Below are 25,122 nucleotides of genomic sequence, written 5' to 3'. Positions count from 1 at the left end.
CAGCCCACCGCCTCCCGCACACACCCCCAAACCACCCCAACAACGGCGATTGGTCCCCCTGATCCACCCCTCAGAACGACCCGACGACGCGTATGCCCCCCTCCCCGCGAACCGTCGGAGACCGTCGGCTAGGGTTTGGTCCGCATAAACATCCAAACCCCTGCCCGACGCAGGGCGGCGACCGACCAGCGAGAAGGCCGCAGCCGACCGCGCGGGCGAGACTCTCGGGAAGGCGCTACGTGAGTCCCAACGGCTCCGACCTCCCCCTTCGCCCGAAAGGCGTGGGCGGTACCCCCAAGCCGCGGCGCGCGACGCGGAAGCTGCTGCAGGCACTGACCGCGGGCCTGGTCCTTGCGACCGCGACCGGTTGCACATACAAGGACTTCCCCCGCCTCGGCATGCCCACCCCGACCACGGAAGAGGCTCCCCGCATCCTCTCCCTGTGGCAGGGTTCGTGGGCGGCCGCGCTCGCTACCGGCGTGCTGGTGTGGGGCCTGATCCTGTGGAGCGCCATGTTCCACCGGCGCAGCCGCACCAAGGTCGAGGTTCCGCCGCAGACGCGGTACAACATGCCCATCGAGGCGCTGTACACGGTGGTTCCGATCATCATCGTCTCGGTGCTCTTCTACTTCACCGCGCGGGACGAATCGAAGCTCCTCAGCCTGGAGAAGAAGCCGGACGTCACGGTCAACGTGGTCGGCTTCCAGTGGAGCTGGGGCTTCAACTACATCGAGAATGTGCCGGGTTCCACCGGTGACGCCAAGAAGGACCCGAACCTCGCGGCCATCCCCACGCGGTTCGTGGACCAGTTCCCGGCCAACGCCGGTGGCGTCTACGACGTCGGTACGCCGGGTACGCGGAACCCGCAGACCGGCAACCCCGGCCCGACGCTGTGGCTGCCCAAGGGCAAGACGGTCCGCTTCGTGCTGACCTCGCGTGACGTCATCCACGACTTCTGGGTCGTGCCCTTCCTGATGAAGCAGGACGTCATTCCGGGCCACACCAACGCCTTCCAGGTGACTCCCAACAAGGAGGGCACCTTCATGGGCAAGTGCGCGGAGCTCTGCGGCGTCGACCACTCCCGGATGCTGTTCAACGTGAAGGTCGTCTCCCCGGAGCGGTACGAGCAGCACCTCAAGGACCTCGCCAAGAAGGGGCAGACCGGTTACATTCCCGCCGGCATCGCGCAGACGAGCCACGAGAAGAACCGGGAGACGAACAACCTGTGAGCATCCTCAATGAACCCCAGGGTGCCGGCGCGACCGAGGACTCGAACGACAACGAGTTGTTGATCCGGCGCAAGCAGCCCGGCAACGTCGTGATCAAGTGGCTGACGACCACTGACCACAAGACGATCGGCACGCTGTATCTGGCGACGTCGTTCGCGTTCTTCCTCATCGGTGGCGTGATGGCGCTGCTCATGCGTGCCGAGCTGGCGCGCCCGGGCATGCAGATCATCTCCAACGAGCAGTTCAACCAGGCGTTCACGATGCACGGCACCGTGATGCTGCTGATGTTCGCCACCCCGCTGTTCGCCGGTTTCGCCAACTGGATCATGCCGCTCCAGATCGGCGCGCCCGACGTGGCGTTCCCGCGGCTGAACATGTTCGCCTACTGGCTCTACCTGTTCGGCTCGACCATCGCCGTGGGTGGCTTCCTCACCCCGCAGGGCGCGGCCGACTTCGGCTGGTTCGCCTACTCCCCGCTGTCGGACGCGGTCCGGTCGCCGGGTGTCGGCGCCGACATGTGGATCATGGGTCTGGCCTTCTCCGGCTTCGGCACGATCCTCGGCTCGGTCAACTTCATCACCACGATCATCTGCATGCGTGCTCCGGGCATGACGATGTTCCGCATGCCGATCTTCGTGTGGAACGTGCTGCTGACCGGTGTGCTGGTCCTGCTGGCCTTCCCGGTGCTGGCCGCCGCGCTGTTCGCCCTGGAGGCGGACCGCAAGTTCGGCGCGCACATCTTCGACGCCGCCAATGGCGGGGCCTTGCTGTGGCAACACCTCTTCTGGTTCTTCGGCCATCCAGAGGTGTACATCATCGCGCTGCCGTTCTTCGGCATCATCTCCGAGATCATCCCGGTGTTCTCGCGCAAGCCGATGTTCGGCTACATGGGTCTGATCGCGGCCACGATCGGCATCGCCGGTCTGTCCGTGACCGTGTGGGCGCACCACATGTACGTCACCGGCGGTGTGCTGCTGCCGTTCTTCTCCTTCATGACGTTCCTCATCGCGGTCCCGACCGGTGTGAAGTTCTTCAACTGGATCGGCACGATGTGGAAGGGCTCGCTGTCCTTCGAGACACCGATGCTCTGGACGACCGGCTTCCTGATCACCTTCGTCTTCGGTGGTCTGACCGGTGTCATCCTGGCCTCGCCGCCGATGGACTTCCACGTCTCGGACTCGTACTTCGTGGTGGCGCACTTCCACTACGTGGTGTTCGGCACCGTCGTCTTCGCGATGTTCGCCGGCTTCCACTTCTGGTGGCCCAAGTTCACCGGCAAGATGCTGGACGAGCGCCTCGGCAAGATCACCTTCTGGACGCTGTTCATCGGCTTCCACGGCACCTTCCTGGTCCAGCACTGGCTGGGCGCCGAGGGCATGCCGCGCCGGTACGCCGACTACCTGGCGGCCGACGGCTTCACCGCGCTGAACACGGTCTCCACGATCGCCTCGTTCCTGCTCGGTCTGTCGATCCTGCCGTTCCTCTACAACGTGTGGAAGACCGCCAAGTACGGCAAGCCCGTCGAGGTGGACGACCCGTGGGGCTACGGCCGTTCGCTGGAGTGGGCGACCTCCTGCCCGCCGCCGCGCCACAACTTCCTCACCCTGCCGCGGATTCGCAGCGAATCCCCGGCGTTCGACCTGCACCACCCCGAGATCGCCGCGCTGGAGCAGCTTGAGCACGCCGGTCACGGCGCCGCCATCGCGGGCAGCAAGGAGGCCGGCAAGTGAAGATCCAAGGTCGGATGTTCTTCTGGCTGAGCATCTTCGTCCTGGTCATGGCCGTCGTGTACGGCGTGTGGTCGAAGGAGCCGGCCGGCACCACGGCGCTCTTCCTGGCCTTCGGCCTGTGCATCATGATCGGCTTCTACCTGGGCTTCACCGCCCGGCGGGTCGACGCGGGCGCGCAGGACGACAAGGAGGCCGACGTCGCGGACGGCGCGGGCGAGCTGGGCTTCTTCAGCCCGCATAGCTGGCAGCCGCTGTCCCTGGCGGTCGGCGGCGCGCTGGCCTTCCTCGGCATCGCGGTCGGCTGGTGGCTGCTGTACTTCTCGGCACCCCTGATCGCCGTCGGTCTCTTCGGCTGGGTGTTCGAGTACTACCGCGGTGAGAACCGCACCCAGTAACACCCCCAGCGGCACAGCACCACAGCGCAGGACACGGCGGGAGCCCGGACACTCCATCAGGAGCGTCCGGGCTCCTCCCTTTGTCGCGGTGTCCGTTTGCCGCAGTGTCCGTCCCTCATACGGGTTACGTGCCGAGCCAGTGAGGTCTTCATCTCATAGCGTGATCATATGAATCAGACTGCGCGGACCCGCACCGTGGTCAGCTCCGCCATGCTGGTGGCCGCCCTCGGCGCGGGCGTCACCGGCTGCGGTTCGGACGGCAATGCCCTGTCGTCCAAGCCGTACGACGCGGCCGACCAGATCGTCTTCAACGCGCCCACGGACAAGGCGAAGCAGGCCGATCCGGACAAGCCCCTCGAGGTCACCCTGAAGAGCGGCGAGGGCCGGATCACCGATGTCACCGCCATGGACGCCACAGGACGCTATGTGGCGGGTGAACTCGCCGCCGACGGCGGGCGCTGGCACAGCACCTCCCCGCTGGCCGCCAACGCCCATTACACGGTCCGCGTGAGCACCGAGGACGAGGACGGCGCCCCCGGCCGCAAGATCCTCAACTTCGACACCACCAAGACGGTGAGCAAGAAGAGCCTGGGTGTCACCTTCGGGCCCGAGGCGGGGGAGTACGGCGTCGGACAGCCCGTCGTCGCCAACCTCGACCAGCCCATCAAGGACAAGGCCCAGCGGGCCGTGGTGGAGAGCGGGCTGCGGGTGGACTCCGTCCCCGCCGTGCAGGGTTCCTGGTACTGGGTCAGCGACAAGGAACTCCACTACCGGCCCAAGGAGTACTGGCCGGCCCACGCCACCGTCCAGGTGCACAGCAACCTCGACGGGATCAAGATCACGGACCGGCTGCGCGGTGGCAAGAGCAAAGACCTGAAGATCACCATCGGGGACAAGGTGGAGGCCATCACCGACGCCGCCACCCACCAGCTCACGTTCTACAAGAACGGTGAGGCGATCAACACCATCCCGGTGACCACCGGCAAGCCCGGCTTCGAGACCCGCAACGGCGTCAAAGTGGTCCTGGAGAAGCAGTACTTCGTACGGATGCGCGGTACCACCGTCGGCATCGCCGAGGGCACCTCCGACTCGTACGACCTGCCGGTGTACTACGCCACTCGCGTCACCTGGTCGGGTGAGTACGTGCACGCCGCGCCCTGGTCGGTCGGCTCGCAGGGCTACGCCAACGTCAGCCACGGCTGCACCGGGATGAGCACCGGGAACGCCGAGTGGTTCTACGACCACGTCCGGGCCGGCGACATCGTCAAGGTCGTCAACTCCAACGGCCATGCCATGGAGGACTTCGGCAACGGTTTCGGCGACTGGAACCTGGACTGGAAGAAGTGGGGCGCCGGCAGCGCCCTCACCGGCGCCGCCCAGAACGGGTCGGCGCCCAGGGACTCCGTACGCCTGCGCCCCGCCGCCGCATGACGCTCCGGGGTGCGGGAGCCGGACGGAGCCCCGCACCCCTTCAGCGGGCCCTCCTAGGCGTTCTGGAGGCGCTTGCGGCGCAGCAGGGAGGCCAGCGCCTCCGCGAACTCCATCGGGTCGACCGGCAGCGTCACCGCCGCGTCGGCCCGGCTCCAGGTCGCCAGCCAGGCGTCCTGGGGGCGGCCCATGAGCAGCAACACCGGGGGAGCGTCGAAGACTTCGTCCTTGATCTGACGGCACACCCCCATGCCGCCCATGGGCACCGCCTCGCCGTCCAGTACGCAGACGTCGATGCCGCCGCGGTCCACCTCGCGCACCACGGCTTCGGGCGTGGCGCACTCGACGAACTCCACCAGGGGCACGTCCGGAGCCGGCCGGCGGCCGGTGGCGAGCCGTACCTGTTCACGGGTGTTGGAGTCGTCGCTGTACACCAGCACAGTGGCGGTCGGCTGCATGCTTCCTCCGAGACGTCGGCGTCTTACGGACAGGCCGTTGTGGGCCGGATGCTACTCCCTGGGACAGCACGTCAACACCGGTACGACAGGCGAAGACACTCCGAACGGCACCCCCGGAGTGAGGGCGAGATAAGCGACCGACATAATGTCGGTCGTGGCGACAGCAACGACAGTAGATACCGGGCACGCGCACCCGTCGGTCAACCGGCCGAACCTCACCAGCGTCGGAACCATCATTTGGCTGAGTTCCGAGCTGATGTTCTTCGCGGCCCTCTTCGCGATGTACTTCACCGCTCGATCGGTGACCGGACTGGATCACTGGAAGGAGATGGCGCACGCGCTGAATGTGCCCTTCTCCGCGACGAACACCACGATCCTGGTGCTCTCCTCCCTGACCTGCCAGCTCGGCGTGTTCGCCGCCGAGCGCGGGGACGTGAAGAAGCTCCGCGGATGGTTCATCGTCACCTTCGTGATGGGTGCGATCTTCATCGGCGGACAGATCTTCGAGTACACGGAACTGGTGAAGAAGGACGGCATCTCGCTGTCCTCCGACGTCTACGGCTCCGTGTTCTACCTGACCACCGGCTTCCACGGCCTGCACGTGACGGGCGGACTCATCGCCTTCCTGCTGGTCCTCGGCCGCACCTACGCGGCCAAGAGGTTCACTCACGAGCAGGCGACCGCCGCCATCGTCGTGTCCTACTACTGGCACTTCGTCGATGTGGTCTGGATCGGCCTCTTCGCCACGATCTACTTGATCAAGTAGCGGGCACCGCCCGCACATCCAGAAGCACCGACGCAGAAGATCCTGACACCGGGGTAATCCGTGAAAAAGCTCTCCGCACGACGACGCCATCCGCTGGCGGCGGTCGTCGTCCTACTCCTCGCGCTGGCGGCCACTGGGGGGCTGTACGCCGCGTTCGCGCCCGCGGGCAAGGCGCAGGCCGATGAAACCTCCCAGTCCCTGACCATCAAGGAGGGCCAGAAGCTCTACTCGGTGGGCTGCGCAAGCTGCCACGGCACCGGTGGCCAGGGAACCTCCGACGGCCCGAGCCTGGTCGGCGTCGGCGCCGCCGCGGTCGACTTCCAGGTCGGCACCGGCCGCATGCCCGCCTCCAGCTCGCAGATGGCCCAGATCCCGGCCAAGAAGCCGATCTACAACCAGGCCCAGATCGACCAGCTCGCCGCGTACGTCGCGTCGCTGGGCGCCGGACCGAACGTGCCGACCAAGGAGCAGTACTCCAAGGAAGGCGCGGACATCGCCGCGGGTGGCGAGCTGTTCCGCACCAACTGCGCGCAGTGCCACAACTTCACCGGCAAGGGTGGTGCCCTGACCAAGGGCAAGTACGCGCCGAGCCTTGAGGACGTCGCGCCCAAGCACATCTACGAGGCCATGCAGACCGGCCCGCAGAACATGCCGTCCTTCCCCGACACCACCATGACGGAGAAGAACAAGAAGGACATCATCGCGTACCTGAACGCGGTCAACAGCAGCGAGACCGAGAACCCCGGCGGCCTCGAGCTGGGCGGACTCGGCCCGGTCAGTGAGGGTCTGTTCGCCTGGATCTTCGGCCTCGGCGCGCTGATCGCCGTCGCCATCTGGGTCGCCGCTCGGACCGCAAAGGCCAAGAAGTCATGAGTAGCCAAGACATTCCAGAAGAGAACCTGCCCGCCGCGCAGGACCACCCGCACGGCTCGGTGAGCGTCGCGGACGAAGAGACCCCGTTCGCCGATCCGGGTATGCCGCCGCACGAGCACCGTGTGCAGGACATCGACGAGCGGGCCGCCAAGCGGTCCGAGCGCGCGGTGGCCCTGCTGTTCACGATCTCGATGCTGGCCACCCTCGGCTTCATCGCGTCGTACGTGACGATCCCGCACGACAAGTCGATCTTCGTCTTCCCGATCGGGCACATCAGCGCGCTCAACTTCGCGCTCGGCCTGACCCTCGGTACGGCGCTGTTCTGCATCGGCGCGGGCGCCGTCCACTGGGCGCGCACCCTGATGTCCGACGTCGAGATGGTGGCCGAGCGCCACCCGATCGCGGCGGAGCCCACGGTCCGTGCCCAGGTCTTCGACGACTTCCGCCAGGGAGCCGCCGAGTCCGGCATCGGCCGTCGCAAGCTGATCCGCAACACGATGTTCGGCGCGCTCGCCCTGGTGCCGCTCTCCGGCGTCATGCTGCTGCGCGACCTCGGTCCGCTGCCGCACAACTCGCTCCGCCACACGCTGTGGGCGAAGGGCAAGCTCCTCGTCAACGTCAACACCAACGAGCCGCTGCGTCCCGAGGACGTGGCCGTCGGCTCGCTGACCTTCGCCAAGCCCGAGGGCCTGGAGGAGACGGACGAGGACTTCCAGGACCAGATCGCCAAGGCCGCCCTGATGATCGTCCGGCTCCAGCCGAACGACATCAAGGACAAGCAGGAACTGGCCTGGTCCCACGAGGGCATCGTCGCGTTCTCGAAGATCTGCACCCACGTGGGCTGCCCGATCTCCCTGTACGAGCAGCAGACGCACCACGTGCTCTGCCCGTGCCACCAGTCCACCTTCGACCTCTCCGACGGTGCCCGAGTGATCTTCGGCCCCGCCGGTCACGCCTTGCCGCAGCTCCGCATCGGTGTGAACGACGAGGGCTACCTCGAGGCGCTCGGCGACTTCGCGGAGCCCGTCGGTCCTGCATTCTGGGAGCGCGGATGAGTACTGAAGCGAACGAAGCCCCCCGCTCGCGCGGGAAGGCGCCGGCCGGCGAGCGCATCGCCGACTGGGCGGACGGCCGGCTGGGGATCTTCTCCCTGGCCAAGGCCAACATGCGCAAGGTCTTCCCGGACCACTGGTCGTTCATGCTGGGCGAAGTCTGCATGTACAGCTTCCTCATCATCATCCTGACCGGTGTGTACCTGACGCTGTTCTTCCACCCGTCGATGAACGAGGTGGAGTACCACGGCAGTTACGTCCCGCTCCAGGGACAGCTCATGTCGGAGGCGTTCAACTCGACCCTGCACATCTCCTTCGATGTGCGCGGTGGCCTGCTCATCCGGCAGATCCACCACTGGGCCGCGCTGATCTTCCTCGCGGGCATGTTCGTGCACATGATGCGCGTGTTCTTCACCGGCGCGTTCCGCAAGCCGCGTGAGGTCAACTGGCTGTTCGGCTTCCTGCTGTTCGTCCTCGGCATGTTCACCGGTTTCACCGGTTACTCGCTCCCGGACGACCTGCTCTCCGGCACCGGTGTGCGCTTCACCGAGGGCGCGATCCTGTCCATGCCGATCGTCGGCACGTACATCTCGTTCTTCCTCTTCGGCGGCGAGTTCCCCGGCCACGACTTCGTGGCCCGGTTCTACTCGATCCACATCCTGCTGCTGCCGGGCATCATGCTCGGCCTGATGGTGGCGCACCTGATCCTGGTCTTCTACCACAAGCACACGCAGTTCGCGGGTCCGGGGAAGAAGGAGACCAACGTCGTCGGCATGCCGCTGCTGCCGGTGTACATGGCCAAGGCCGGAGGCTTCTTCTTCCTGGTCTTCGGTGTCATCGCGGCCATCGCGGCCGTCGCGCAGATCAACCCGATCTGGGCGATGGGCCCGTACCGGCCCGACCAGGTCTCCACCGGCGCCCAGCCCGACTGGTACATGGGCTTCGCCGAGGGTCTGGTCCGCTACATGCCGGGCTGGGAGATCAACTTCTGGGGCCACACGCTGGTCCTGGGCGTGTTCATCCCGCTGGTCCTGTTCGGTGTCGTGCTGATGGCCATCGCGGTCTACCCGTTCATCGAGTCCTGGGTCACCGGTGACAAGAGCGAGCACCACATCCTGGACCGCCCGCGCAACGCCCCGACGCGTACCGCGTTCGGCGTCGCCTGGATCACGGTGTACATGATCGGTCTGGTCGGCGGTGGCAACGACCTGTGGGCCACCCACTTCCACCTGTCGATCAACCAGGTCACCTGGTTCGTCCGGATCTTCTTCTTCGCCGGACCGGTGATCGCGTTCATCGTCACCAAGCGGATCTGCCTCGGCCTCCAGCGCCGGGACAAGGACAAGGTGCTGCACGGCCGGGAGACCGGCATCATCAAGCGCCTGCCGCACGGTGAGTTCATCGAGGTGCACGAGCCGCTCAGCCAGGACCAGCTCCACACCCTGACGGCGCACCACCAGTACGAGCCCGCCGAGATCGGCCCCACGGTCGACGAGAACGGGGTCGAGCGCAAGGTGAAGCCCACCGAGCGGCTGCGGGTCAAGCTGTCCAACGCCTACTACGGCAAGGACAACCAGATCCCCAAGCCGACCGTCGACGAGTACAAGGAGATCACGAGCGGCCACGGCCACCACTGATCCCCGCGCGCGTCGCCACGCCACGGCCGAAGGGCCCCGTCCGGAACACCGGCGGGGCCCTTCGCCCTGTTCGGGCTGGATAGGGTGGGACCGGGCACCCCGCGTGCCCGGAACACCTGTCTTCCTCACACACACCCAGGAGCGGCCTGATGAGCGCTGTGACCCCCGCTGGAGGCGACACCGCGGCGGGCCGTTCCTGGCCCGAGGTACTGAACGCCCTGCTGGAGGGCCGGGACCAGAGCGCCGACGCCACCGCCTGGGCGATGGACCGGATCATGCGCGGCGAGGCCACGGACGCCCAGATCGCGGGCTTCCTGGTGGCGCTGCGCGCCAAGGGCGAGACGGTCGAGGAGATCACCGGCATCGTCCGGGCGATGTACGACCACGCCAATGTCATCGAGGTGCCCGGCCGGACCGTGGACATCGTCGGCACCGGCGGGGACGGCGCCAAGACGGTGAACATCTCCACGATGTCCTCCATCGTGGTCGCCGGCACCGGCGCGAAGGTCATCAAGCACGGCAACCGGGCCGCGTCCTCCGCGTCCGGCTCCTCCGACGTGCTGGAGCGGCTCGGGGTCAACCTGGAGCTGACGCCGAAGCGGGTGGCCGAGGTAGCCGAGGAGGCGGGGATCACCTTCTGCTTCGCGGTCAAGTTCCACCCGGCGCTGCGCCATGTCGGCGCCGCCCGCGGCCAGCTCGGCGTCCGTACGGTCTTCAACGTGATCGGTCCGCTGACCAATCCGGCACGGGTGCGGTCCCAGGCGGTGGGCGTGGCCAACCTGGCCATGGCACCGATCGTCGCGGGCGTCTTCGCCGAGCGCGGCAACTCCTCGCTGGTCTTCCGGGGCGAGGACGGGCTGGACGAGCTGACCACGACCTCGCCCTCGCGGGTGTGGATCGTGCGCGACGGCAAGTTCACCGAGGAGGTCTTCGACCCCCGTGACGTCGGCATCGAGCTGGTGCCGGTGGAGGCGCTGCGCGGCGGTGACCCGGCGTACAACGCGATGGTGGCCCGCAAGGTGCTGGAGGGCGAGCGGGGACCGGTGCGGGACGCGGTGCTGCTGAACTCGGCGGCCGCGCTGGTCGCGCTGGACCCGACGCGGGAGCCGCTGGCGGACCAGCTCCGGGCGGGCATGGCGAGAGCGGCGGAGTCCATCGACTCCGGGGCGGCGGCGCGCACGCTGGAGCGGTGGGTGGCCGCCAGCAACCGGTAGGAGTCGTTCCGCGGGGGCGGCGGGGAGCGGTTGCTCCTCGCCGCGTCGGCGTTCCGGCATCCGGACGTCGGTTGCGCCGCGCGCTCCGTTTGGCTAGCTTCCCGATCAGGTCATGAGCGACAGCCATGCGGCCCCGGCCGGCTGTCCGGCAACCCTCCGTCCGTGGCGGGGTGCTCCGGGTGAGGACCAGGCCGTGGTCCAGAAGGTCCACGGCAAGCGCGGACCCCTCGAGAACCAGGGGTCCTGGTCGTACGAGGGAGCCTTCTTCCGTGAGCAAGCGAATGCGCTAGGGCCGCCGAGCCCCGCCTCCGCACACCCCCTTCCACCCTTTCTCCGGTGCCGCGTCCGCATGCCCTGCGCGCGGTGACTCCGGCCTGCCTCACGGGAGTTCAGCCATGTCCGTCTCCACCGCCTTCGCCCCCGCCGCCACCGATGTCGTCCCCGCCCCGCTGCCCGTGCTCGGCCGGGACGTCCGCGTGCCGCTCGTCACCGGGGGAGAGGTCGGCTACGCCGCGCTCGACTACGCCGCCAGCGCCCCCGCGCTCCAGCGGGTCTGGGACGACGTCGCCGCCTACGCCCCCTACTACGGCAGCGTGCACCGGGGCGCCGGACACCTCTCGCAGCTCTCCACCGAGCTGTTCGAGAACGCCCGCCGCACGGTCGCGGAGTACCTCCACTGCCGGGAGGACGACCAGGTCGTCTTCACCCGGTCCACCACGGACTCGCTGAACCTGCTGGCCCGCGCGCTGCCCGCCGGGTGCCAGGTGTACGTCTTCGAGACCGAGCACCATGCCGCGCTGCTGCCCTGGCGCGCGGCCGACGTGACCTTCCTGGACGCCCCGCGCAGCCACGAGGGCGCCGTGCGCACGCTGGAGCGTGCCCTCGCCGGCCGGGACACCGCGCGCCCGTCGCTGGTCTGCGTCACCGGTGCCTCCAATGTCACCGGCGAGGTGTGGCCGGTGCGTGAGCTGGCCGCCGCCGCGCACGCGGCCGGGGCGCGGATCGTGCTGGACGCCGCCCAGTTGGTGCCGCACCAGGCGGTGAGCGTGCGCGAGCTGGACGTCGACTGGATCGCGTTCTCCGGGCACAAGCTGTACGCGCCCTTCGGCTCCGGGGTGCTGGCCGGGCGGGCGGACTGGCTCTCCGCGGCCGAGCCCTACCTCGCGGGCGGCGGCGCCAGCCGCACGGTGGCACGGCGGGCCGACGGCTCGGTGGAGGTGGAGTGGCACGAGGGTGCCGCCCGGCACGAGGCGGGGTCCCCCAATGTCATCGGCGCCTACTCGATCGCCTCGGCCTGCCGGGCGCTCGCCGAGGCCGGTCCCGAGGCGCCGGCCGCGCGTGAGCGGCATCTGCTGGGTCTGCTCCGGGCGGGCCTCGCCGAGGTGCCGGAGGTGCGGGTGCTCTCCCTGTTCGGAGACGACGCCCCGCGCGTGGGCGTGCTGTCCTTCGTGGTGGAGGGCTGGAACAGCTCCCACCTCGCCGCCGCGCTCTCCGCCGAGTACGGCATCGGCGTCCGCGACGGCCTCTTCTGCGCCCACCCCCTGGTGCACGCCCTCCTCGGGGCGAACGCCGCCGAACAGGCCGGCTGCGGCACCGGCACCCTGAACGCCGTCCGCGTCAGCTTCGGCGCGGGCACCCCGGACGAGCACGTCACCCGGTTCGTCACAGCGGTCCGCGAACTGGTCACCCGGGGCGCCCGCTGGACCTACCGCACGGAGAACGGCCGCTGCGTCCCGGAGAGCTGACCGCGTACCGGGGGAGGGGACCAGCCGGGGGAGGGGACTAGTTGTCCAGGCCGATCGCGAAGGCCGCTTCCAGGTCGTGCTGGGAGTAGGTGCGGAAGGCGACGTGGGTGTCGGTGCCCTCCACGCCCTGGATCTTGCTGATGCGGCCGGGGATGACCTCGGCGAGGTCCTCGTGGCGGGCCACGCGGACCATGGCGATGAGGTCGTAGGTGCCGGTGACGGAGAAGACCTCGCTCACGCTCTCCAGCGCGGCGATCTGCTCGGCGATCTCCGGAATCCGGTCCACGCTGGTCTTGATCAGGACGATCGCGGTGATCACGGCTGGTTCTCTCCCTTGGACGCCGGAGCCGGGGCGGCCCCAACTCTAGTCTCGCCCGGACCCTCCTTCTCGCACCGCCTGCGCCCGTACCGGAGCCAGGCGTAGCCGAAGCCGAGGCAGAAGCCGATCACATGGGCGAGGTAGGCGACGCCGGGACCCTCGGGCGCGCGGCCCGCCGCGTACCACTGCAGGCCGGCCCAGAAGGGCAGCACCACCCAGGCCGGGAAGCGCAGCGGGAGGAAGAAGAGAAACGGGAGGAGACTGGTGACACGGGCCCGCGGAAAGAGGTGGAGGAAGGCGCCGAGGACCGCGGAGATGGCCCCCGAGGCGCCGACCAGGGACTGCTCGGAGTCCGCGTTGGCCAGCGCGTACCCGAGCAGGGCGAGGTAGCCGCAGCCGACGTAGAAGAGGGCGAACTCGACGCGGCCCATCCGTTCCTCGGTGAGCACGCCGAAGACGAAGAGGAACAGCATGTTGCCGAGCAGATGCACCCAGCTCCCGTGCACGAACAGCGCGGTCACCGGCGTGAGCGCCTCGCGCACCGGCTCCGCGAAGAGCCCGGCCGGGATCACCCCCCAGTGCCGGAAGTACGCCCGCTGCGCCGCGAGCAGGGCGTCCCCGGTGCCGTACGTGTGGGTGAAACCGGAGGCCGGGCCCAGCAGGAAGATCAGGCAGCACAGGGCGATGAGGCCGTATGTCAGCGGCGCCGGGTTGCCCCGGACCGCCCTGACGGTCCGGGCGGCGGTCGTGCTCCACTCTCTGATCATGAATACAGAGCATGACGTAACCGGACGCACTGGTACAGACCGCCTCGCCGCTTCGGACAGGCGGGCGGCGAACACCCGGCAGGCCGTAGGGTTACGGCCACACGCGCCGGACCGGCGCGCGTGATGTCCGCCAGACGCGACGAGAAGGAAGCGAGCTGCGCCATGACGGTTCCTCCGCCGACCGCCACGACACGCTGGCGCTGCACCCTGTGCGGCAACCTCACCCGGTTCGACGTGACCCGCTCCACCAAGGCCGTCGAGTACGTCCACCTCGACCTGGCCGGGGAGCCGACGGTCGAGGAACGCGAGGTGGTCAGTGAGACCATCGAGTCGGTCCGCTGCCGCTGGTGCAACGCGGTGGACCAGGTGGAACTCGTGGACAGGCCGGGCGCCGCCTCCTGAGGGCGGGGCGGTCCGCGCGGGATCGGACAGGTGGATCGGGCATGTCGGGCATTGGGGTGTGACGGATGGTGGAGACCGCGGGCGGGGGGCCGGAGGACGGCACCGCCGAGGTGCTTGACCGTCCGCTGCCCGACGGCGTGCGCCGCCGGGTCGTGGGAATCGTCTCGGACGCCTTCGGTGCCCTGACCATGGCCGAACTGCCCGCCCCCTTGCGGCAGTACGCCCGGTTCACACCCAACCGGCGGGCCAAGTTCGCCGGGAACGCGATGGCCGCCGCCCTGGAGACCGAACGCCTCTTCCGGCAGCGGATCGCCGAGCGGTACAGGGAGACCCAGCCCGAGCTGTGCGGCGCGCTGGAGGCGGGCGCGCCGCCCCCGGCCGCCGACCCCCTCGACGTCGCGGCCGCCGCCTATGTGCTGCGCCCGCCCGGCTGGGCCAAGCTGGTCGCCGCGGCCGGCGAGGAGGCGCAGCGCGCGGACGCCGAGCGGGTGGACGAGGAGAGCCGCGCCGAGCTGGAGAAGCTCCGCGAGGAACTGGAGCGGGCCCGCGAGCACACCAGAGCCGAGACCGCCCGGCTGCGCGCCGAGCTGGACGCGGCGAAGAAGGAGACCGACGCGCTGCACCGCAAGCTGCGCTCGGCCCTGAGCGACGTCAAGCGCGGGGAGGCGGCGCTGCGCAAGGAGCGCGCCGAGACCGAGTCCGCGCGGGCCGAGGGCCAGGCCGCCGTCTCCGCCGCCGAGAGCGAGTCGCGCCGGCTCAAGACCCGCCTCGGCGAGTCGGAGGCCGCGCTGGAGGCGACCCGCCGCGCGGTCCGCGAGGGCCGCAGCGTGGAGGACATGCGGGTACGGCTGCTGCTCGACACCGTCCTGGAGGCGGCCCAGGGGCTGCGCCGTGAACTCGCCCTGCCCCCGGTGTCGGTGCGCCCGGCGGAGACCGTGGACGCCGTCGAGCCGGGCCGGATGACCCCCAAGGACATCGCCGCCCGCGCCCTGTCCGAGCACGACCCGGCCATCCTCGACCAGTTGCTCGCGCTGCCGCAGGCCCATCTGGTGGTCGACGGCTACAACGTCACCAAGACCGGCTATCCGCAGATGCCGCTGGAGAAGCAGCGGCTCAGACTGCTCGGCCAGCTCTCCGCGCTCGCCGCGCAGACCGGCGCCGAGGTCACCTGTGTCTTCGACGGCGCCGAACTGGCCGCCCCGGTGCTGCTCGCGCCGCCGCGCGGGGTCCGGGTGCTGTTCTCCAAGCCGGGCGTGACGGCGGACGAGCTGATCCGTCAGCTCGTGCGCGCCGAACCGCCGGGCCGGCCCGTCATCGTGGCCTCCACCGACCGTGAGGTGGCGGACGGGGTCGCACGCGCCGGAGCGCGCCCCGTGGCCTCTGCGGTACTTCTCAAGCGACTGTCCTGAACGCCCGACGGACGTGGCACATGCCCGGATTGGGGGCGTCTGTGGACGACAGAGGGTCAACCTGATGTCACGTGTGGTGCGTTGAGTGCAAAATATGCAGTGAGGGACTGGATTTTTTGCTGTGAGGATTTGAACTGATCACAACTGGGTCACTAGGGTCAGTTCGAACCTCCGAGCGGGTGATCACTCACAAGAAGGAGTTCCTCCTCCGTGGCGTCCCATCGTCGACCCAAGCAGCCGAGCCGCACGCGCATCACCGTGCTGACCACGGCGGCGGCCGCCGCAGTCGCGCTGAGCGCGAACGCGGCCAACGCAGCCCCGAGTGAGAAGCCGGGCAAGACCGAGGTCAAGGCGCAGGTCGACAAGCTCTACGAGCAGGCCGAGCAGGCCACCGAGAAGTACAACGGCGCCAAGGAGAAGCAGGAGAAGCTCCAGAAGGAGATCTCCACCATCCAGGACAACGTCGCCCGCGGCCAGCAGGACCTCAACAAGCTGCGCGACGGCCTCGGTTCGCTCGCCACCGCCCAGTACCGCAGCGGCGGCATCGACCCCTCGGTCCAGCTCTTCCTCTCCGCCGACCCGGACGACTACCTCGACAAGGCGTCCACGCTCGACCAGTTGAGCGGCCAGCAGGTCGAGGCGCTGAAGAAGATCCAGGACAAGCAGCGCGAACTCGCCCAGGACCGCGCCGAGGCCACCGAGAAGCTCAAGGACCTCGCCGCCACCCGCACCGAGCTGGGCAAGAAGAAGAAGGAGGTCCAGGGCAAGCTGGGCGAGGCGCAGCGCCTGCTCAACACCCTGACCGCCAAGGAGAAGCAGGCCCTGGCCGCCGAGCAGCAGCGCGCCGACCGCTCCTCCAGCGAGCGCGTCCAGCTCGGCCACGCCGTGCCCGCTTCGGGCCGCGCCGGAGCCGCGTTCTCCGCCGCCCAGAGCAAGATCGGCACCCCGTACGTCTACGGCGCCACCGGCCCCTCCGCGTACGACTGCTCGGGTCTGACCTCCTGGGCCTACGCCCAGGCCGGGGTCTCCATCCCGCGCACCTCCGAGTCGCAGGCCAACATCGGCACGCGGATCTACTCCACGAGCGACCTCCAGGTCGGCGACCTCGTCTTCTTCTTCAACGACATCCACCACGTCGGTCTCTACGCGGGCAACGGCCAGGTACTGCACGCCCCGCGCACCGGCACGGTCGTCCGCTACGAGTCCATGAGCACCATCGGCGGCCCGTTCATGTTCGGCGTCCGCGTCTGACACAGGCTCCGGCCGACGTGCCACACCCGCCCGAACGGGCGAATCACGGCACCGCGCGACCCCTGGCGCCCCGCCGCTGACCTGCGTCGGCGCCGGGGCGTCACCGTGTGTGCGCACGGCGGTCGTTGGCCGGTGGGTGCCGCTGCGGCTACTGTCTGGCGCGTTTCCCCGGCACCGAGGGCCCCCGCCCGTCCGCGCGCCGGGGGGACGGTTCCCGTCGTCCAGGGGAAGGACCGCCGTGGCGTCCCATCGCCGTCCCGCAACATCCGGCTGCGACCGGGGTGCCGCCGCCCTGTGCGTGCTGTCGGCCGCGGCCGCCGCCCTCGGCGCCGTGCCCGCCGCCCACGCGAGCCCCCGCGACGGCGCCCGCGCCGAACTGGACCGGCTCTACGCGGCGGCCGAGCGCGCCACCGAGGACTACGACCGGGCCGACGAGCGCGCGGACAAGCTGCGCCACCAGGTCCGGGACGCCCAGGACCACATCGCCCGCACCCAGCAGCGGGTCAACACCCTGCGGGAGCACCTCGGTTCGCTCGCCGGCGCCGAGTACCGATCCGGCGGCATCGACCCGGCCGTCGCCCTGCTCTTCTCCGCCGACCCCGACGACTACCTCGACAAGGCGTCCGTCGTCGACCGCATCGACACCCGGCGGGCCGGGCAACTGCGCGAACTGAGCGGTGCGTTGCGCGACCTCGCCCAGGAGCGGGCCGAGGCCCAGGCGAAGCTCGGTGACCTGGAGCGCACCCGCAAGGCGGTCGCCGCGCACAAGCGGAACGTTCGCGAGCGGCTCACCCGCGCCCGGCGCCTCTTCGACTCCCTGTCCGCCGCCGACCGCGCCGACTACAACCGGTCCTCCCGCTCCGGCCGCCCCGATCTCACCGGCCTCGGCGACCTGAACCCCCGGGCCGCCGCCGCGCTCGCCGCGGCCCGCTCCGCGCTCGGCCGGCCGTACGTGTGGGGTGCCAACGGGCCCTCCGGCTTCGACTGTTCGGGCCTGATGCAGTGGTCGTACGCCCGGGCCGGCGTCCAGCTCCCGCGCACCTCGCAGGCCCAGCGGGGCGCCGGGCACCAGGTCCCGCTCTCCCAGGCCCGCCCCGGCGACCTGGTGATCTACCGCTCCGACGCCAGCCATGTGGCGATGTACGCCGGCAACGGCCAGGTCATCCACGCGCCCCACCCCGGCGCGGCGGTGCGCTACGACCGGGTCGGCATGCTCCCGATCTCCGCGGTGACCCGGCCCTGAGCCCAGCCCACACCCCGTACGATCGGACGGTGGCCGGCCGGGAGAGAGCGTGGCGAGCGGTGGCGGCGGGACTCTGCCTGCTGCTCCTGCCGGCGTTCTCCGGATGCGGCCACCGCGACCCCGGCACCGGCGCCCGCGCCGAGGTGCAGCGGGTGCTCGACCGCAGGGCCACCGCCCTGCTCGGCCACGACGAGGCCGCGTACGCCACCACCGGCACCCGCACCCCCTACACCCGGCTCCGGGCGCTCCCGCTGGCCGCCTGGTCCTACCGGATCACCTCGCTGCGCACCGACGGGACCAGCGCGGAGGCCGAGCTGAGCTACCGGGTCGCGGGCCAGGACACCGCGCCCGTCACCGCCCGCCGCACCCTCACCCTGAGCCACACCGCCGACGGCGGCTGGTACGTCGCCGCCGAGGGGCCCGCCCAGGGCGCCGGGCAGCAGCTCTGGGACCAGGGGGCGGTCGGCGCCGTCAGGGGCGCGCACAGCCTGGTGCTGGGCACCGGGCAGAGCACCGACGAGCTGCGCGGCTACGCCCGGCTCGCGGACCGCGCCGTACCGGCCGTCTCCCGCGCCTGGGGCGCCCGCTGGGCCCGCCGGGTGGTGGTGCTGGTGCCGCGCTCGCTGGACGGCATGGCCGCGCTGCTCGGCTCGCCCGCCGCCCAGTACCGGGGCATCGCCGCCGTCACCACCGCCGAGACACCGGGCGCCGGACGGGCCCCCGCCGACCGGGTGGTGATCAACCCGGAGGCGTACGCGGCCCTCGGTGACCTGGGCAAACAGGTGGTGCTCACGCACGAGACCACCCATGTGGCCACCCGCTCCGCGACCACCGCCGCCACCCCGCTCTGGCTGTCCGAGGGGTACGCCGACTGGACCGGCTACCTCGGCACGGGCCGCACCCCCGCCGAGGCGGCCCCCGAGCTGACCCGCGCCGTCGCGGACGGCCACGTCCCGGCCGCGCTCCCCACGGACAAGGACTTCGGCTTCACCGGCGACCCGGCCGGGCTGGCCCGGTCCTACGAGTCGGGCTGGCTGGCCTGCCGGATGATCGCCGAGCGCTGGGGCGAGGAGGAGCTGCGCGCCTTCTACCGGGCCGTCGGCGCCCACGGCACCCGGGCGGGTGCGGTCGAGGGAGCGCTGAAGACGGTGCTGGACACCACCCCGGAGGAGTTCACCGCCGCGTGGCAGGACTACGTCCGGGCACAACTGGGCTGAGTCTCAAGGGGAGACGGGCGACTGCGCCGCGGCGGGGGCGGACGCGAGGGGCACCGGGGACACGGTGGAGCGCCACAGGCGGCGGCCCGCCGCGAGGGAGGCGGCGACCAGCAGGCCGTTGCGCACGACCATCAGCGTCACGCCGTACCAGTCGCTCGTCACCACGTGGATGAAGCCGATCGGGAACTCCAGCAGCGTCACCAGGGACGCCACGGCCACCATCAGCGCGGGCGCCGTCATCCGGGTCGCGCGGTGGGTCAGGCACACCGCGGCCAGGCCGGTCAGCCACACCAGGTACTGCGGGCTGATCACCCGGCTCGTCACCGTGAACAGCAGCACCGCCGTGAACGCGGCCTCGGGGAGCGTCAGTTCGTCGGTCCGCGCCACCCGCAGCCGCCACAGCACCAGCCAGCCGAACGCGGCCCCGGTCAGCACCAGTGCGGCCGTGCTCACCACCCCGACCCACGGGCCCAGGAACTCGATCGAGCCGTAGTTCAGCAGTACCTGACCCTCCCAGCCGAAGTGCCGGGCCACATGGAAGACCAGCGCGCCCAGCGACTCCACCTCGGTGCCCCGGTCCCGCTGGAAGGTCAGGAAGGCGAACGCGCCCGGCATCGACACCGCGAACAGCGCCGCCAGCCCCGACGCCGTCACCGCCGCCGACGCCCATGGACGGCGCCGGAAGGAGCCCGTCAGCAGCAGCGCCGGCCAGACCTTCACCATCGCGCCGAGCGCGGTCAGCACCCCGAACGCGCGTGGATGCCGGGCGGCCACCAGCAGGGCGGCCACGGCCAGGGCGGTCACCATCACGTCGTAGCGCGCGTACACCGTCGGTCCGAGCAGCGGGACGGCCGCCGTCCACAGCCACGCGCCGCGCGGCGAGCGGTCCGGCCCGCGGCCGTGGCGCACCAGCAGGGCGAGCACCACGAGGTCGGTGAGGCAGCACAGGACGAAGAAGGCGTGCGTGTAGTCCAGGAACGGCAGCAGGCCGGGGGAGAGGACCGCGAGCGCCGCCGCGGGCGGGTACTGCCAGGTCACGTCGTCCAGCGGAAACGTTCCTTGCCGCAGGACCTCGTACCAGCCGCGGTAGATCACCGACACGTCCGAGGTGACGTCCGGGCCCGCGACGGTGATCACCTTGAACACGGTCAGCAGCAGGACGGCACGGCTCGCCGCCCACACCGCCGCGAGCCACGCCAGGGACCGCCCGGCGCCCTTCGTGTCCACGTGATCCCCTGCCGTTCGGTCGTGTGTCGTGCGCGTCGGAAGACTCATGATGTCCTTTACGGCCGTGTCCCTGCCACAGACTCCGCCCGGCCGGGGACCCGGCGGGCCACCCGGTAGGGTCGGCGGCGATGCACAAGACCCTGATCGTGACCAACGACTTTCCGCCCCGCCCCGGCGGCATCCAGGCGTTCCTGCACAACATGGCGCTGCGCCTGGACCCCGACCGGATCGTCGTCTACGCCTCCACCTGGAAGCGCGGCCGGGAAGGCGCCGAGGCGACCGCCGCCTTCGACGCCGAGCAGCCCTTCACCGTCGTACGCGACCGTACGACCATGCTGCTGCCCACGCCGGCGGCGACCCGGCGGGCGGTGGGGCTGCTGCGGGAGCACGGCTGCACCTCCGTGTGGTTCGGGGCGGCGGCGCCGCTCGGGCTGATGGCACCCGCGCTGCGCCAGGCCGGCGCGGAGCGGCTGGTGGCCACCACCCACGGTCACGAGGCGGGCTGGGCCCAGTTGCCCGGCGCCCGCGCCCTGCTGCGCCGGATCGGTGAGTCCACCGACACGATCACCTACCTCGGCGAGTACACCCGGTCCCGGATCGCGGCCGGGCTCACCCCTGAGGCGGCCGGACGCATGGTCCAACTGCCGCCCGGTGTGGACGAGAAGACCTTCCACCCCGGCTCCGGCGGGGACGAGGTGCGCGCCCGGCTCGGGCTCGCCGACCGGCCGGTCGTGGTGTGCGTCTCCCGGCTGGTGCCGAGGAAGGGCCAGGACACCCTGATCCAGGCGATGCCCCAGATCCTCGCCGCCGAGCCGGACGCCGTCCTGCTGATCGTGGGCGGCGGCCCCTACGAGGCCGACCTGCACCGCCTGGCCGCCGAGACCGGCGTCGCGGACTCCGTACGGTTCACCGGCGCGGTGCCCTGGGCCGAGCTGCCCGCGCACTTCGGTGCCGGGGACGTGTTCGCCATGCCGTGCCGCACCCGGCGCGGGGGGCTGGACGTGGAGGGGCTCGGCATCGTCTACCTGGAGGCGTCCGCGACCGGGCTGCCCGTCGTCGCCGGTGACTCCGGCGGCGCCCCGGACGCCGTGCTCGACGGTGAGACCGGCTGGGTGGTGCGCGGCGGCGAACCCGCCGAGGCCGCCGAGCGGATCACCGCCCTCCTCGCCGACGAGGGTCTGCGCCGCCGCATGGGCGAGCGCGGGCGGAGCTGGGTCGAGGAGAAGTGGCGCTGGGACCTGCTGGCCGAACGGCTGAAGGTGCTGCTCTGACGCGGCGGCGCCGGGGACTCCCCGGCGCCGCTCCGCTCTGTGACGGTGCGTCAGGAGACGGTCTGCTTGGCGTAGATGGCCTCGATGTCAGCCGCGTAGTCCTTGGCCACCACGTTCCGCTTCAGCTTCAGCGAGGGGGTCAGGTGCCCTGACTCCTCGGTGAACTGGATCGGCAGGATACGGAACTTGCGCACCGACTCCGCCTTGGAGACCGCCGCGTTGCCGTCGTCCACGGCCGCCTGGATCGCCGCGTTCAGCTCCGGGTCGTCGCGCAGCGAGTCCGCCGTGGAACCGGCCGGCTTGCCGTGCTCGGCGGCCCAGCGGCCCAGGAACTCCTCGTCGACGGTGACCAGCGCGCCCACGAACGGCCGCCCGTCGCCCACCACCATGCACTCCGCGACCAGCGCGTGCGCCCGGATGCGGTCCTCGATCACGGCCGGGGCGACGTTCTTGCCGCCCGCCGTGACGATGATCTCCTTCTTGCGGCCGGTGATCCGGAGGTAGCCGTCCTCGTCCAGGGTGCCGATGTCCCCGGTGTGGAACCAGCCGTCGGCCAGCGCCTCGGCGGTCGCGTCCGGGTTGTTCCAGTACTCCTTGAACAGGTGCTCGCCGTGCAGCAGCACCTCGCCGTCGTCCGCTATCCGCACGACCGAGCCGGGCAGCGGCTGGCCGACCGTGCCGATCTTCTGCCGGTCCCACGGGTTGAACGCCGTGGCCGCGCAGGACTCGGTCAGGCCGTAGCCCTCCAGCACCGAGAAGCCGATGCCCCGGAAGAAGTGGCCGAGCCGCTCGCCCAGCGGGGCGCCGCCGGAGATCGCGTACTCACCCCGGCCGCCGAGCACCGCGCGCAGCTTGCCGTAGACCAGCTTGTCGAAGACCTTGTGCTTGAGCTTGAGCTTCAGCGACGGGCCCGCCGGGGCGTCCAGCGCGCGGCTGTAGGCGATGGCCACGTCCGCGGCCTTGTCGAAGATCGCGCCCTTGCCGTCGGCCTGCGCCTTGGCGCGGGCGGTGTTGTAGACCTTCTCGAAGACGCGCGGGACGCCCAGGATCAGGGTCGGCCGGAACGCGGACAGTTCGTCGGTGAGGTTCTTGATGTCCGGGACGCAGCCCAGCTTGATCGGCGCCATCATCGGCGCCACCTGCACCAGCCGCCCGAAGACGTGCGCCAGCGGCAGGAACAGCAGCACCGAGCACTCACCGGTGCGGAACAGCGGGCGCAGCCGTTCCACGATGTTGCCGCACTCCGCGAAGAAGCTGCGGTGGGTCAGCACACAGCCCTTGGGGCGGCCGGTGGTGCCGCTGGTGTAGACGATGGTCGCCGGGTCGTCCGCCTTGGCCAGCGAGCCGCGCTCGGCGACCGTCGCGTCCGAGACGTCCTGCCCGAGCCGCGTCAGCTCCTCCAGGTCACCGGCCTCGATCTGCCACACGTGCTTCAGCGCCGGCAGCGACTCGCGCACCGAGTCCACGGCGGCGGCGTGGCCGTCCAGCTCGACGAAGGCGGCGGTCGCGCCCGAGTCGGAGAGAATCCAGCGGACCTGCTCCGGTGAACTCGTCTCGTACACCGGCACGGTGACCGCGCCCGCGCTCCAGATGGCGAAGTCCAGCAGGGTCCACTCGTAGCGGGTGCGGGACATCAGGCCGACCCGGTCGCCCGGCTGCACACCGGCGGCGATCAGGCCCTTGGCGGCGGCGTGCACCTCGGTGAGGAACTGCCGGGCCGTCACGTCCTGCCAGGCACCGCCCACCTTGCGGGCGATGACGGCGACGTCCGGATGCTGAGCGGCGTTTCTGCGGACGATGTCCGTCAGGTTGCCGTCGGCGGGGACCTCGTACAAGGCCGGAAGGCTGAACTCGCGCAAAACTGCTGCTCCTCGGGGCGGGTGCTCGGGGGGTACCGCCTGCCGGGGTGTTCTCCGGAGCACGACCGGACTGCCCGGACGTTACCCGCCGGTATGACCTCTGGGACAGGGGGTCCGTGCCAGATGTTCGCTGCGTCACACGGGATAACCCGCTTGGGCGCACAGTAGTCCACCTCTTGACCAACGGGCGAGTAACCGCAGGCCAGACGGGCCACTGTTCACGTAGACCGCACACCTCTACCCTTGATCGCCATGGCTTCCACACCCGCCCGCGGCCCCCGCACCCGCGTACACGTGATCAGCGACGTGCACGGGAACGCCCGTGATCTCGCGCGGGCCGGGGAGGGCGCCGACGCGCTGATCTGCCTCGGCGACCTCGTCCTCTTCCTCGACTACGCCGACCACTCGCGCGGCATCTTCCCCGACCTGTTCGGCGCGGAGAACGCCGACCGGATCGTGGAGCTGCGCACCGCCCGCCGCTTCGAGGAGGCGCGCGCCTTCGGACGGAAGCTGTGGTCCGGGATCGGCGCCGACCGGGACGCCGCCATCGAGCAGGCGGTACGCCGCCAGTACGCCGAGATGTTCGCCGCCTTCCCCACCCCGACCTACGCCACCTACGGCAACGTCGACATGCCGCCCCTCTGGCGCGAGTACGCCGGACCGGGCACCACCGTGCTGGACGGCGAGCGGGTGGAGATCGGCGGCCGCGTCTTCGGCTTCGTCGGCGGCGGCCTGCGCACCCCGATGAGAACGCCGTACGAGATCGACGACGAGGAGTACGCGGCGAAGATCGAGGCCGTCGGCGAGGTCGACGTGCTCTGCACCCACATCCCGCCCGAGGTGCCCGAACTCGTCTACGACACCGTCGCCCGCCGCTTCGAGCGCGGCAGCCGCGCCCTGCTGGCCGCCATCCGGCGCACCAGGCCGCGCTACTCCCTCTTCGGCCACGTCCACCAGCCGCTCGCCCGCCGGATGCGGATCGGCGCGACCGAGTGCGTGAACGTGGGGCACTTCGCGGGGACCGGCAAGCCGTGGGCGCTGGAGTGGTGACGGCGGCCCGGGGCCGGCGCGGTAGCCTTCACGCTGCACACACGTGCGCACCCCGCGCGTGAGAGAACGTCCGGCCGCATCTGGAGGAGCCACGGCGATGGCGGAACACACCAGTTCGAGCATCACGATCGAGGCGGCCCCGGCCGATGTCATGGCGGTGATCGCCGACTTCTCCCGCTACCCGGACTGGACCGGCGAGGTGAAGGAGGCCGAGGTCCTGGAGACCGACGGCCGGGGGCGCGCCGAGGAGGTCCGCCTCGTCATGGACGCGGGCGCCATCAAGGACGACCAGACCCTCGCCTACACCTGGACCGGCGAGCACGAGGTCTCCTGGACCCTGGTCAAGTCCCAGATGCTGCGCTCCCTGGACGGCAGCTACCTGCTCAAGCCCGCGGGCGCCGGGTCCACCGAGGTCACCTACCGCCTCACGGTCGACGTCAAGATCCCCATGCTCGGCATGATCAAGCGCAAGGCCGAGAAGGTCATCATCGACCGCGCGCTGGCCGGCCTGAAGAAGCGCGTCGAGACGGGTTCCTGACCCCCGCGACCGCTCCGGCCGCCGTGCGGCTCCGTTACCGTT

General features: G+C 70.5%; 23 protein-coding genes and 1 riboswitch. Of the genes, 18 read left to right on the top strand and 5 right to left on the bottom strand.

Features of this window, described 5'->3' with window-relative positions; translation table 11 throughout:
- Nucleotides 1–239: 239 nt before the first annotated feature.
- From ctaC to ACZ3HQ_RS23840, 4 genes are all read left to right on the top strand, one after another.
- Nucleotides 240–1,229: an aa3-type cytochrome oxidase subunit II gene (ctaC, locus tag ACZ3HQ_RS23855; RefSeq protein ID WP_434975314.1), complete on the top strand. Its 990-nt coding sequence runs from the start codon at nt 240–242 to the stop codon at nt 1,227–1,229.
- Nucleotides 1,226–2,959 carry an aa3-type cytochrome oxidase subunit I gene (gene ctaD, locus ACZ3HQ_RS23850; protein ID WP_130334277.1) on the top strand — a complete coding sequence of 578 codons (1,734 nt, stop codon included), beginning with the start codon at nt 1,226–1,228 and terminating at the stop codon, nt 2,957–2,959. The genes ctaC and ctaD overlap by 4 nt, the downstream gene beginning before the upstream one ends.
- A complete protein-coding gene (locus ACZ3HQ_RS23845) occupies nt 2,956–3,354 on the top strand; it encodes a cytochrome c oxidase subunit 4 (protein ID WP_030810349.1) in 399 nt (132 codons plus the stop codon). The genes ctaD and ACZ3HQ_RS23845 overlap by 4 nt, the downstream gene beginning before the upstream one ends.
- Before the next feature lie 168 nt (nt 3,355–3,522).
- Entirely contained in the window at nt 3,523–4,785 is a 1,263-nt protein-coding gene (locus ACZ3HQ_RS23840; protein WP_467513875.1) for a L,D-transpeptidase, read from the top strand.
- A 53-nt stretch (nt 4,786–4,838) separates the two neighbouring features.
- On the opposite strand, the gene ACZ3HQ_RS23835 is transcribed toward ACZ3HQ_RS23840, so the two are convergent.
- Nucleotides 4,839–5,240 carry a response regulator gene (locus ACZ3HQ_RS23835; RefSeq protein WP_467513873.1) on the bottom strand — a complete coding sequence of 134 codons (402 nt, stop codon included), beginning with the start codon at nt 5,238–5,240 and terminating at the stop codon, nt 4,839–4,841.
- A 145-nt stretch (nt 5,241–5,385) separates the two neighbouring features.
- On the opposite strand from ACZ3HQ_RS23835, the gene ctaE reads away from it, so the two are divergent.
- The 6 genes from ctaE to ACZ3HQ_RS23805 all read left to right on the top strand — a co-directional run bounded on the left by ctaE (nt 5,386) and on the right by ACZ3HQ_RS23805 (nt 12,527).
- On the top strand, nt 5,386–6,006 hold the full coding sequence (gene ctaE / locus ACZ3HQ_RS23830) for an aa3-type cytochrome oxidase subunit III (RefSeq protein WP_030810341.1): 621 nt from the start codon (nt 5,386–5,388) through the stop codon (nt 6,004–6,006).
- 60 nt (nt 6,007–6,066) lie between these two features.
- Entirely contained in the window at nt 6,067–6,879 is an 813-nt protein-coding gene (gene qcrC, locus ACZ3HQ_RS23825; protein WP_467513872.1) for a cytochrome bc1 complex diheme cytochrome c subunit, read from the top strand.
- A complete protein-coding gene (gene qcrA, locus ACZ3HQ_RS23820; RefSeq protein ID WP_467513870.1) occupies nt 6,876–7,934 on the top strand; it encodes a cytochrome bc1 complex Rieske iron-sulfur subunit in 1,059 nt (352 codons plus the stop codon). Before qcrC ends, qcrA begins: the two co-directional genes overlap by 4 nt.
- A complete protein-coding gene (gene qcrB, locus ACZ3HQ_RS23815; protein ID WP_467513869.1) occupies nt 7,931–9,568 on the top strand; it encodes a cytochrome bc1 complex cytochrome b subunit in 1,638 nt (545 codons plus the stop codon). Before qcrA ends, qcrB begins: the two co-directional genes overlap by 4 nt.
- A gap of 149 nt (nt 9,569–9,717) precedes the next feature.
- On the top strand, nt 9,718–10,782 hold the full coding sequence (gene trpD, locus ACZ3HQ_RS23810; RefSeq protein ID WP_467513868.1) for an anthranilate phosphoribosyltransferase: 1,065 nt from the start codon (nt 9,718–9,720) through the stop codon (nt 10,780–10,782).
- Between the two features lie 108 nt (nt 10,783–10,890).
- Nucleotides 10,891–11,007: riboswitch (SAM riboswitch) on the top strand.
- A gap of 170 nt (nt 11,008–11,177) precedes the next feature.
- Complete coding sequence (locus tag ACZ3HQ_RS23805; protein WP_467513867.1) at nt 11,178–12,527, top strand: aminotransferase class V-fold PLP-dependent enzyme; 1,350 nt, start codon at nt 11,178–11,180, stop codon at nt 12,525–12,527.
- Between the two features lie 37 nt (nt 12,528–12,564).
- On the opposite strand, the gene ACZ3HQ_RS23800 is transcribed toward ACZ3HQ_RS23805, so the two are convergent.
- Both ACZ3HQ_RS23800 and ACZ3HQ_RS23795 read right to left on the bottom strand, forming a co-directional pair.
- Nucleotides 12,565–12,846, bottom strand: a complete 282-nt coding sequence (locus ACZ3HQ_RS23800; RefSeq protein ID WP_399709287.1) for an Lrp/AsnC family transcriptional regulator — start codon at nt 12,844–12,846, stop codon at nt 12,565–12,567.
- Complete coding sequence (locus ACZ3HQ_RS23795) at nt 12,843–13,613, bottom strand: rhomboid family intramembrane serine protease (RefSeq protein ID WP_467513865.1); 771 nt, start codon at nt 13,611–13,613, stop codon at nt 12,843–12,845. The genes ACZ3HQ_RS23800 and ACZ3HQ_RS23795 overlap by 4 nt, the downstream gene beginning before the upstream one ends.
- A gap of 162 nt (nt 13,614–13,775) precedes the next feature.
- Between ACZ3HQ_RS23795 and ACZ3HQ_RS23790 the strand changes: the two genes are divergently transcribed.
- The 5 genes from ACZ3HQ_RS23790 to ACZ3HQ_RS23770 all read left to right on the top strand — a co-directional run bounded on the left by ACZ3HQ_RS23790 (nt 13,776) and on the right by ACZ3HQ_RS23770 (nt 19,135).
- Nucleotides 13,776–14,015 carry a hypothetical protein gene (locus ACZ3HQ_RS23790; RefSeq protein WP_467513864.1) on the top strand — a complete coding sequence of 80 codons (240 nt, stop codon included), beginning with the start codon at nt 13,776–13,778 and terminating at the stop codon, nt 14,013–14,015.
- A gap of 65 nt (nt 14,016–14,080) precedes the next feature.
- Nucleotides 14,081–15,424, top strand: a complete 1,344-nt coding sequence (locus tag ACZ3HQ_RS23785; RefSeq protein ID WP_467513863.1) for an NYN domain-containing protein — start codon at nt 14,081–14,083, stop codon at nt 15,422–15,424.
- A 210-nt stretch (nt 15,425–15,634) separates the two neighbouring features.
- Nucleotides 15,635–16,675, top strand: coding sequence for a C40 family peptidase (locus ACZ3HQ_RS23780; protein WP_467513861.1), 1,041 nt, complete (start codon nt 15,635–15,637; stop codon nt 16,673–16,675).
- 238 nt (nt 16,676–16,913) lie between these two features.
- Nucleotides 16,914–17,918 carry a C40 family peptidase gene (locus tag ACZ3HQ_RS23775; RefSeq protein ID WP_467513860.1) on the top strand — a complete coding sequence of 335 codons (1,005 nt, stop codon included), beginning with the start codon at nt 16,914–16,916 and terminating at the stop codon, nt 17,916–17,918.
- Nucleotides 17,919–17,977: 59 nt separating this feature from the next.
- Nucleotides 17,978–19,135 (top strand): hypothetical protein, encoded by a 1,158-nt coding sequence (locus ACZ3HQ_RS23770; protein ID WP_467513858.1) that lies wholly within the window; start codon nt 17,978–17,980, stop codon nt 19,133–19,135.
- A gap of 3 nt (nt 19,136–19,138) precedes the next feature.
- On the opposite strand, the gene ACZ3HQ_RS23765 is transcribed toward ACZ3HQ_RS23770, so the two are convergent.
- Nucleotides 19,139–20,362, bottom strand: a complete 1,224-nt coding sequence (locus ACZ3HQ_RS23765; protein WP_467513857.1) for a glycosyltransferase 87 family protein — start codon at nt 20,360–20,362, stop codon at nt 19,139–19,141.
- Nucleotides 20,363–20,490: 128 nt separating this feature from the next.
- Between ACZ3HQ_RS23765 and ACZ3HQ_RS23760 the strand changes: the two genes are divergently transcribed.
- Nucleotides 20,491–21,633 carry a glycosyltransferase family 4 protein gene (locus ACZ3HQ_RS23760; RefSeq protein ID WP_467513856.1) on the top strand — a complete coding sequence of 381 codons (1,143 nt, stop codon included), beginning with the start codon at nt 20,491–20,493 and terminating at the stop codon, nt 21,631–21,633.
- Between the two features lie 50 nt (nt 21,634–21,683).
- Here ACZ3HQ_RS23760 and ACZ3HQ_RS23755 read toward each other — a convergent pair whose 3' ends face one another.
- On the bottom strand, nt 21,684–23,492 hold the full coding sequence (locus ACZ3HQ_RS23755; protein WP_467513854.1) for an AMP-dependent synthetase/ligase: 1,809 nt from the start codon (nt 23,490–23,492) through the stop codon (nt 21,684–21,686).
- A 252-nt stretch (nt 23,493–23,744) separates the two neighbouring features.
- Here ACZ3HQ_RS23755 and ACZ3HQ_RS23750 point away from each other — a divergent pair, with 252 nt between their 5' ends.
- On the top strand, nt 23,745–24,542 hold the full coding sequence (locus ACZ3HQ_RS23750; protein WP_467513852.1) for a metallophosphoesterase family protein: 798 nt from the start codon (nt 23,745–23,747) through the stop codon (nt 24,540–24,542).
- 97 nt (nt 24,543–24,639) lie between these two features.
- The gene (locus tag ACZ3HQ_RS23745) at nt 24,640–25,080 is read left to right on the top strand and encodes an SRPBCC family protein (RefSeq protein ID WP_030810292.1); all 441 of its coding nucleotides are present in this window, start codon (nt 24,640–24,642) and stop codon (nt 25,078–25,080) included.
- Nucleotides 25,081–25,122 lie beyond the last annotated feature (42 nt).

Source organism: Streptomyces sp. NPDC018263 (genome assembly GCF_055562575.1).
This window is presented reverse-complemented; position numbering and strand designations above follow the sequence as displayed.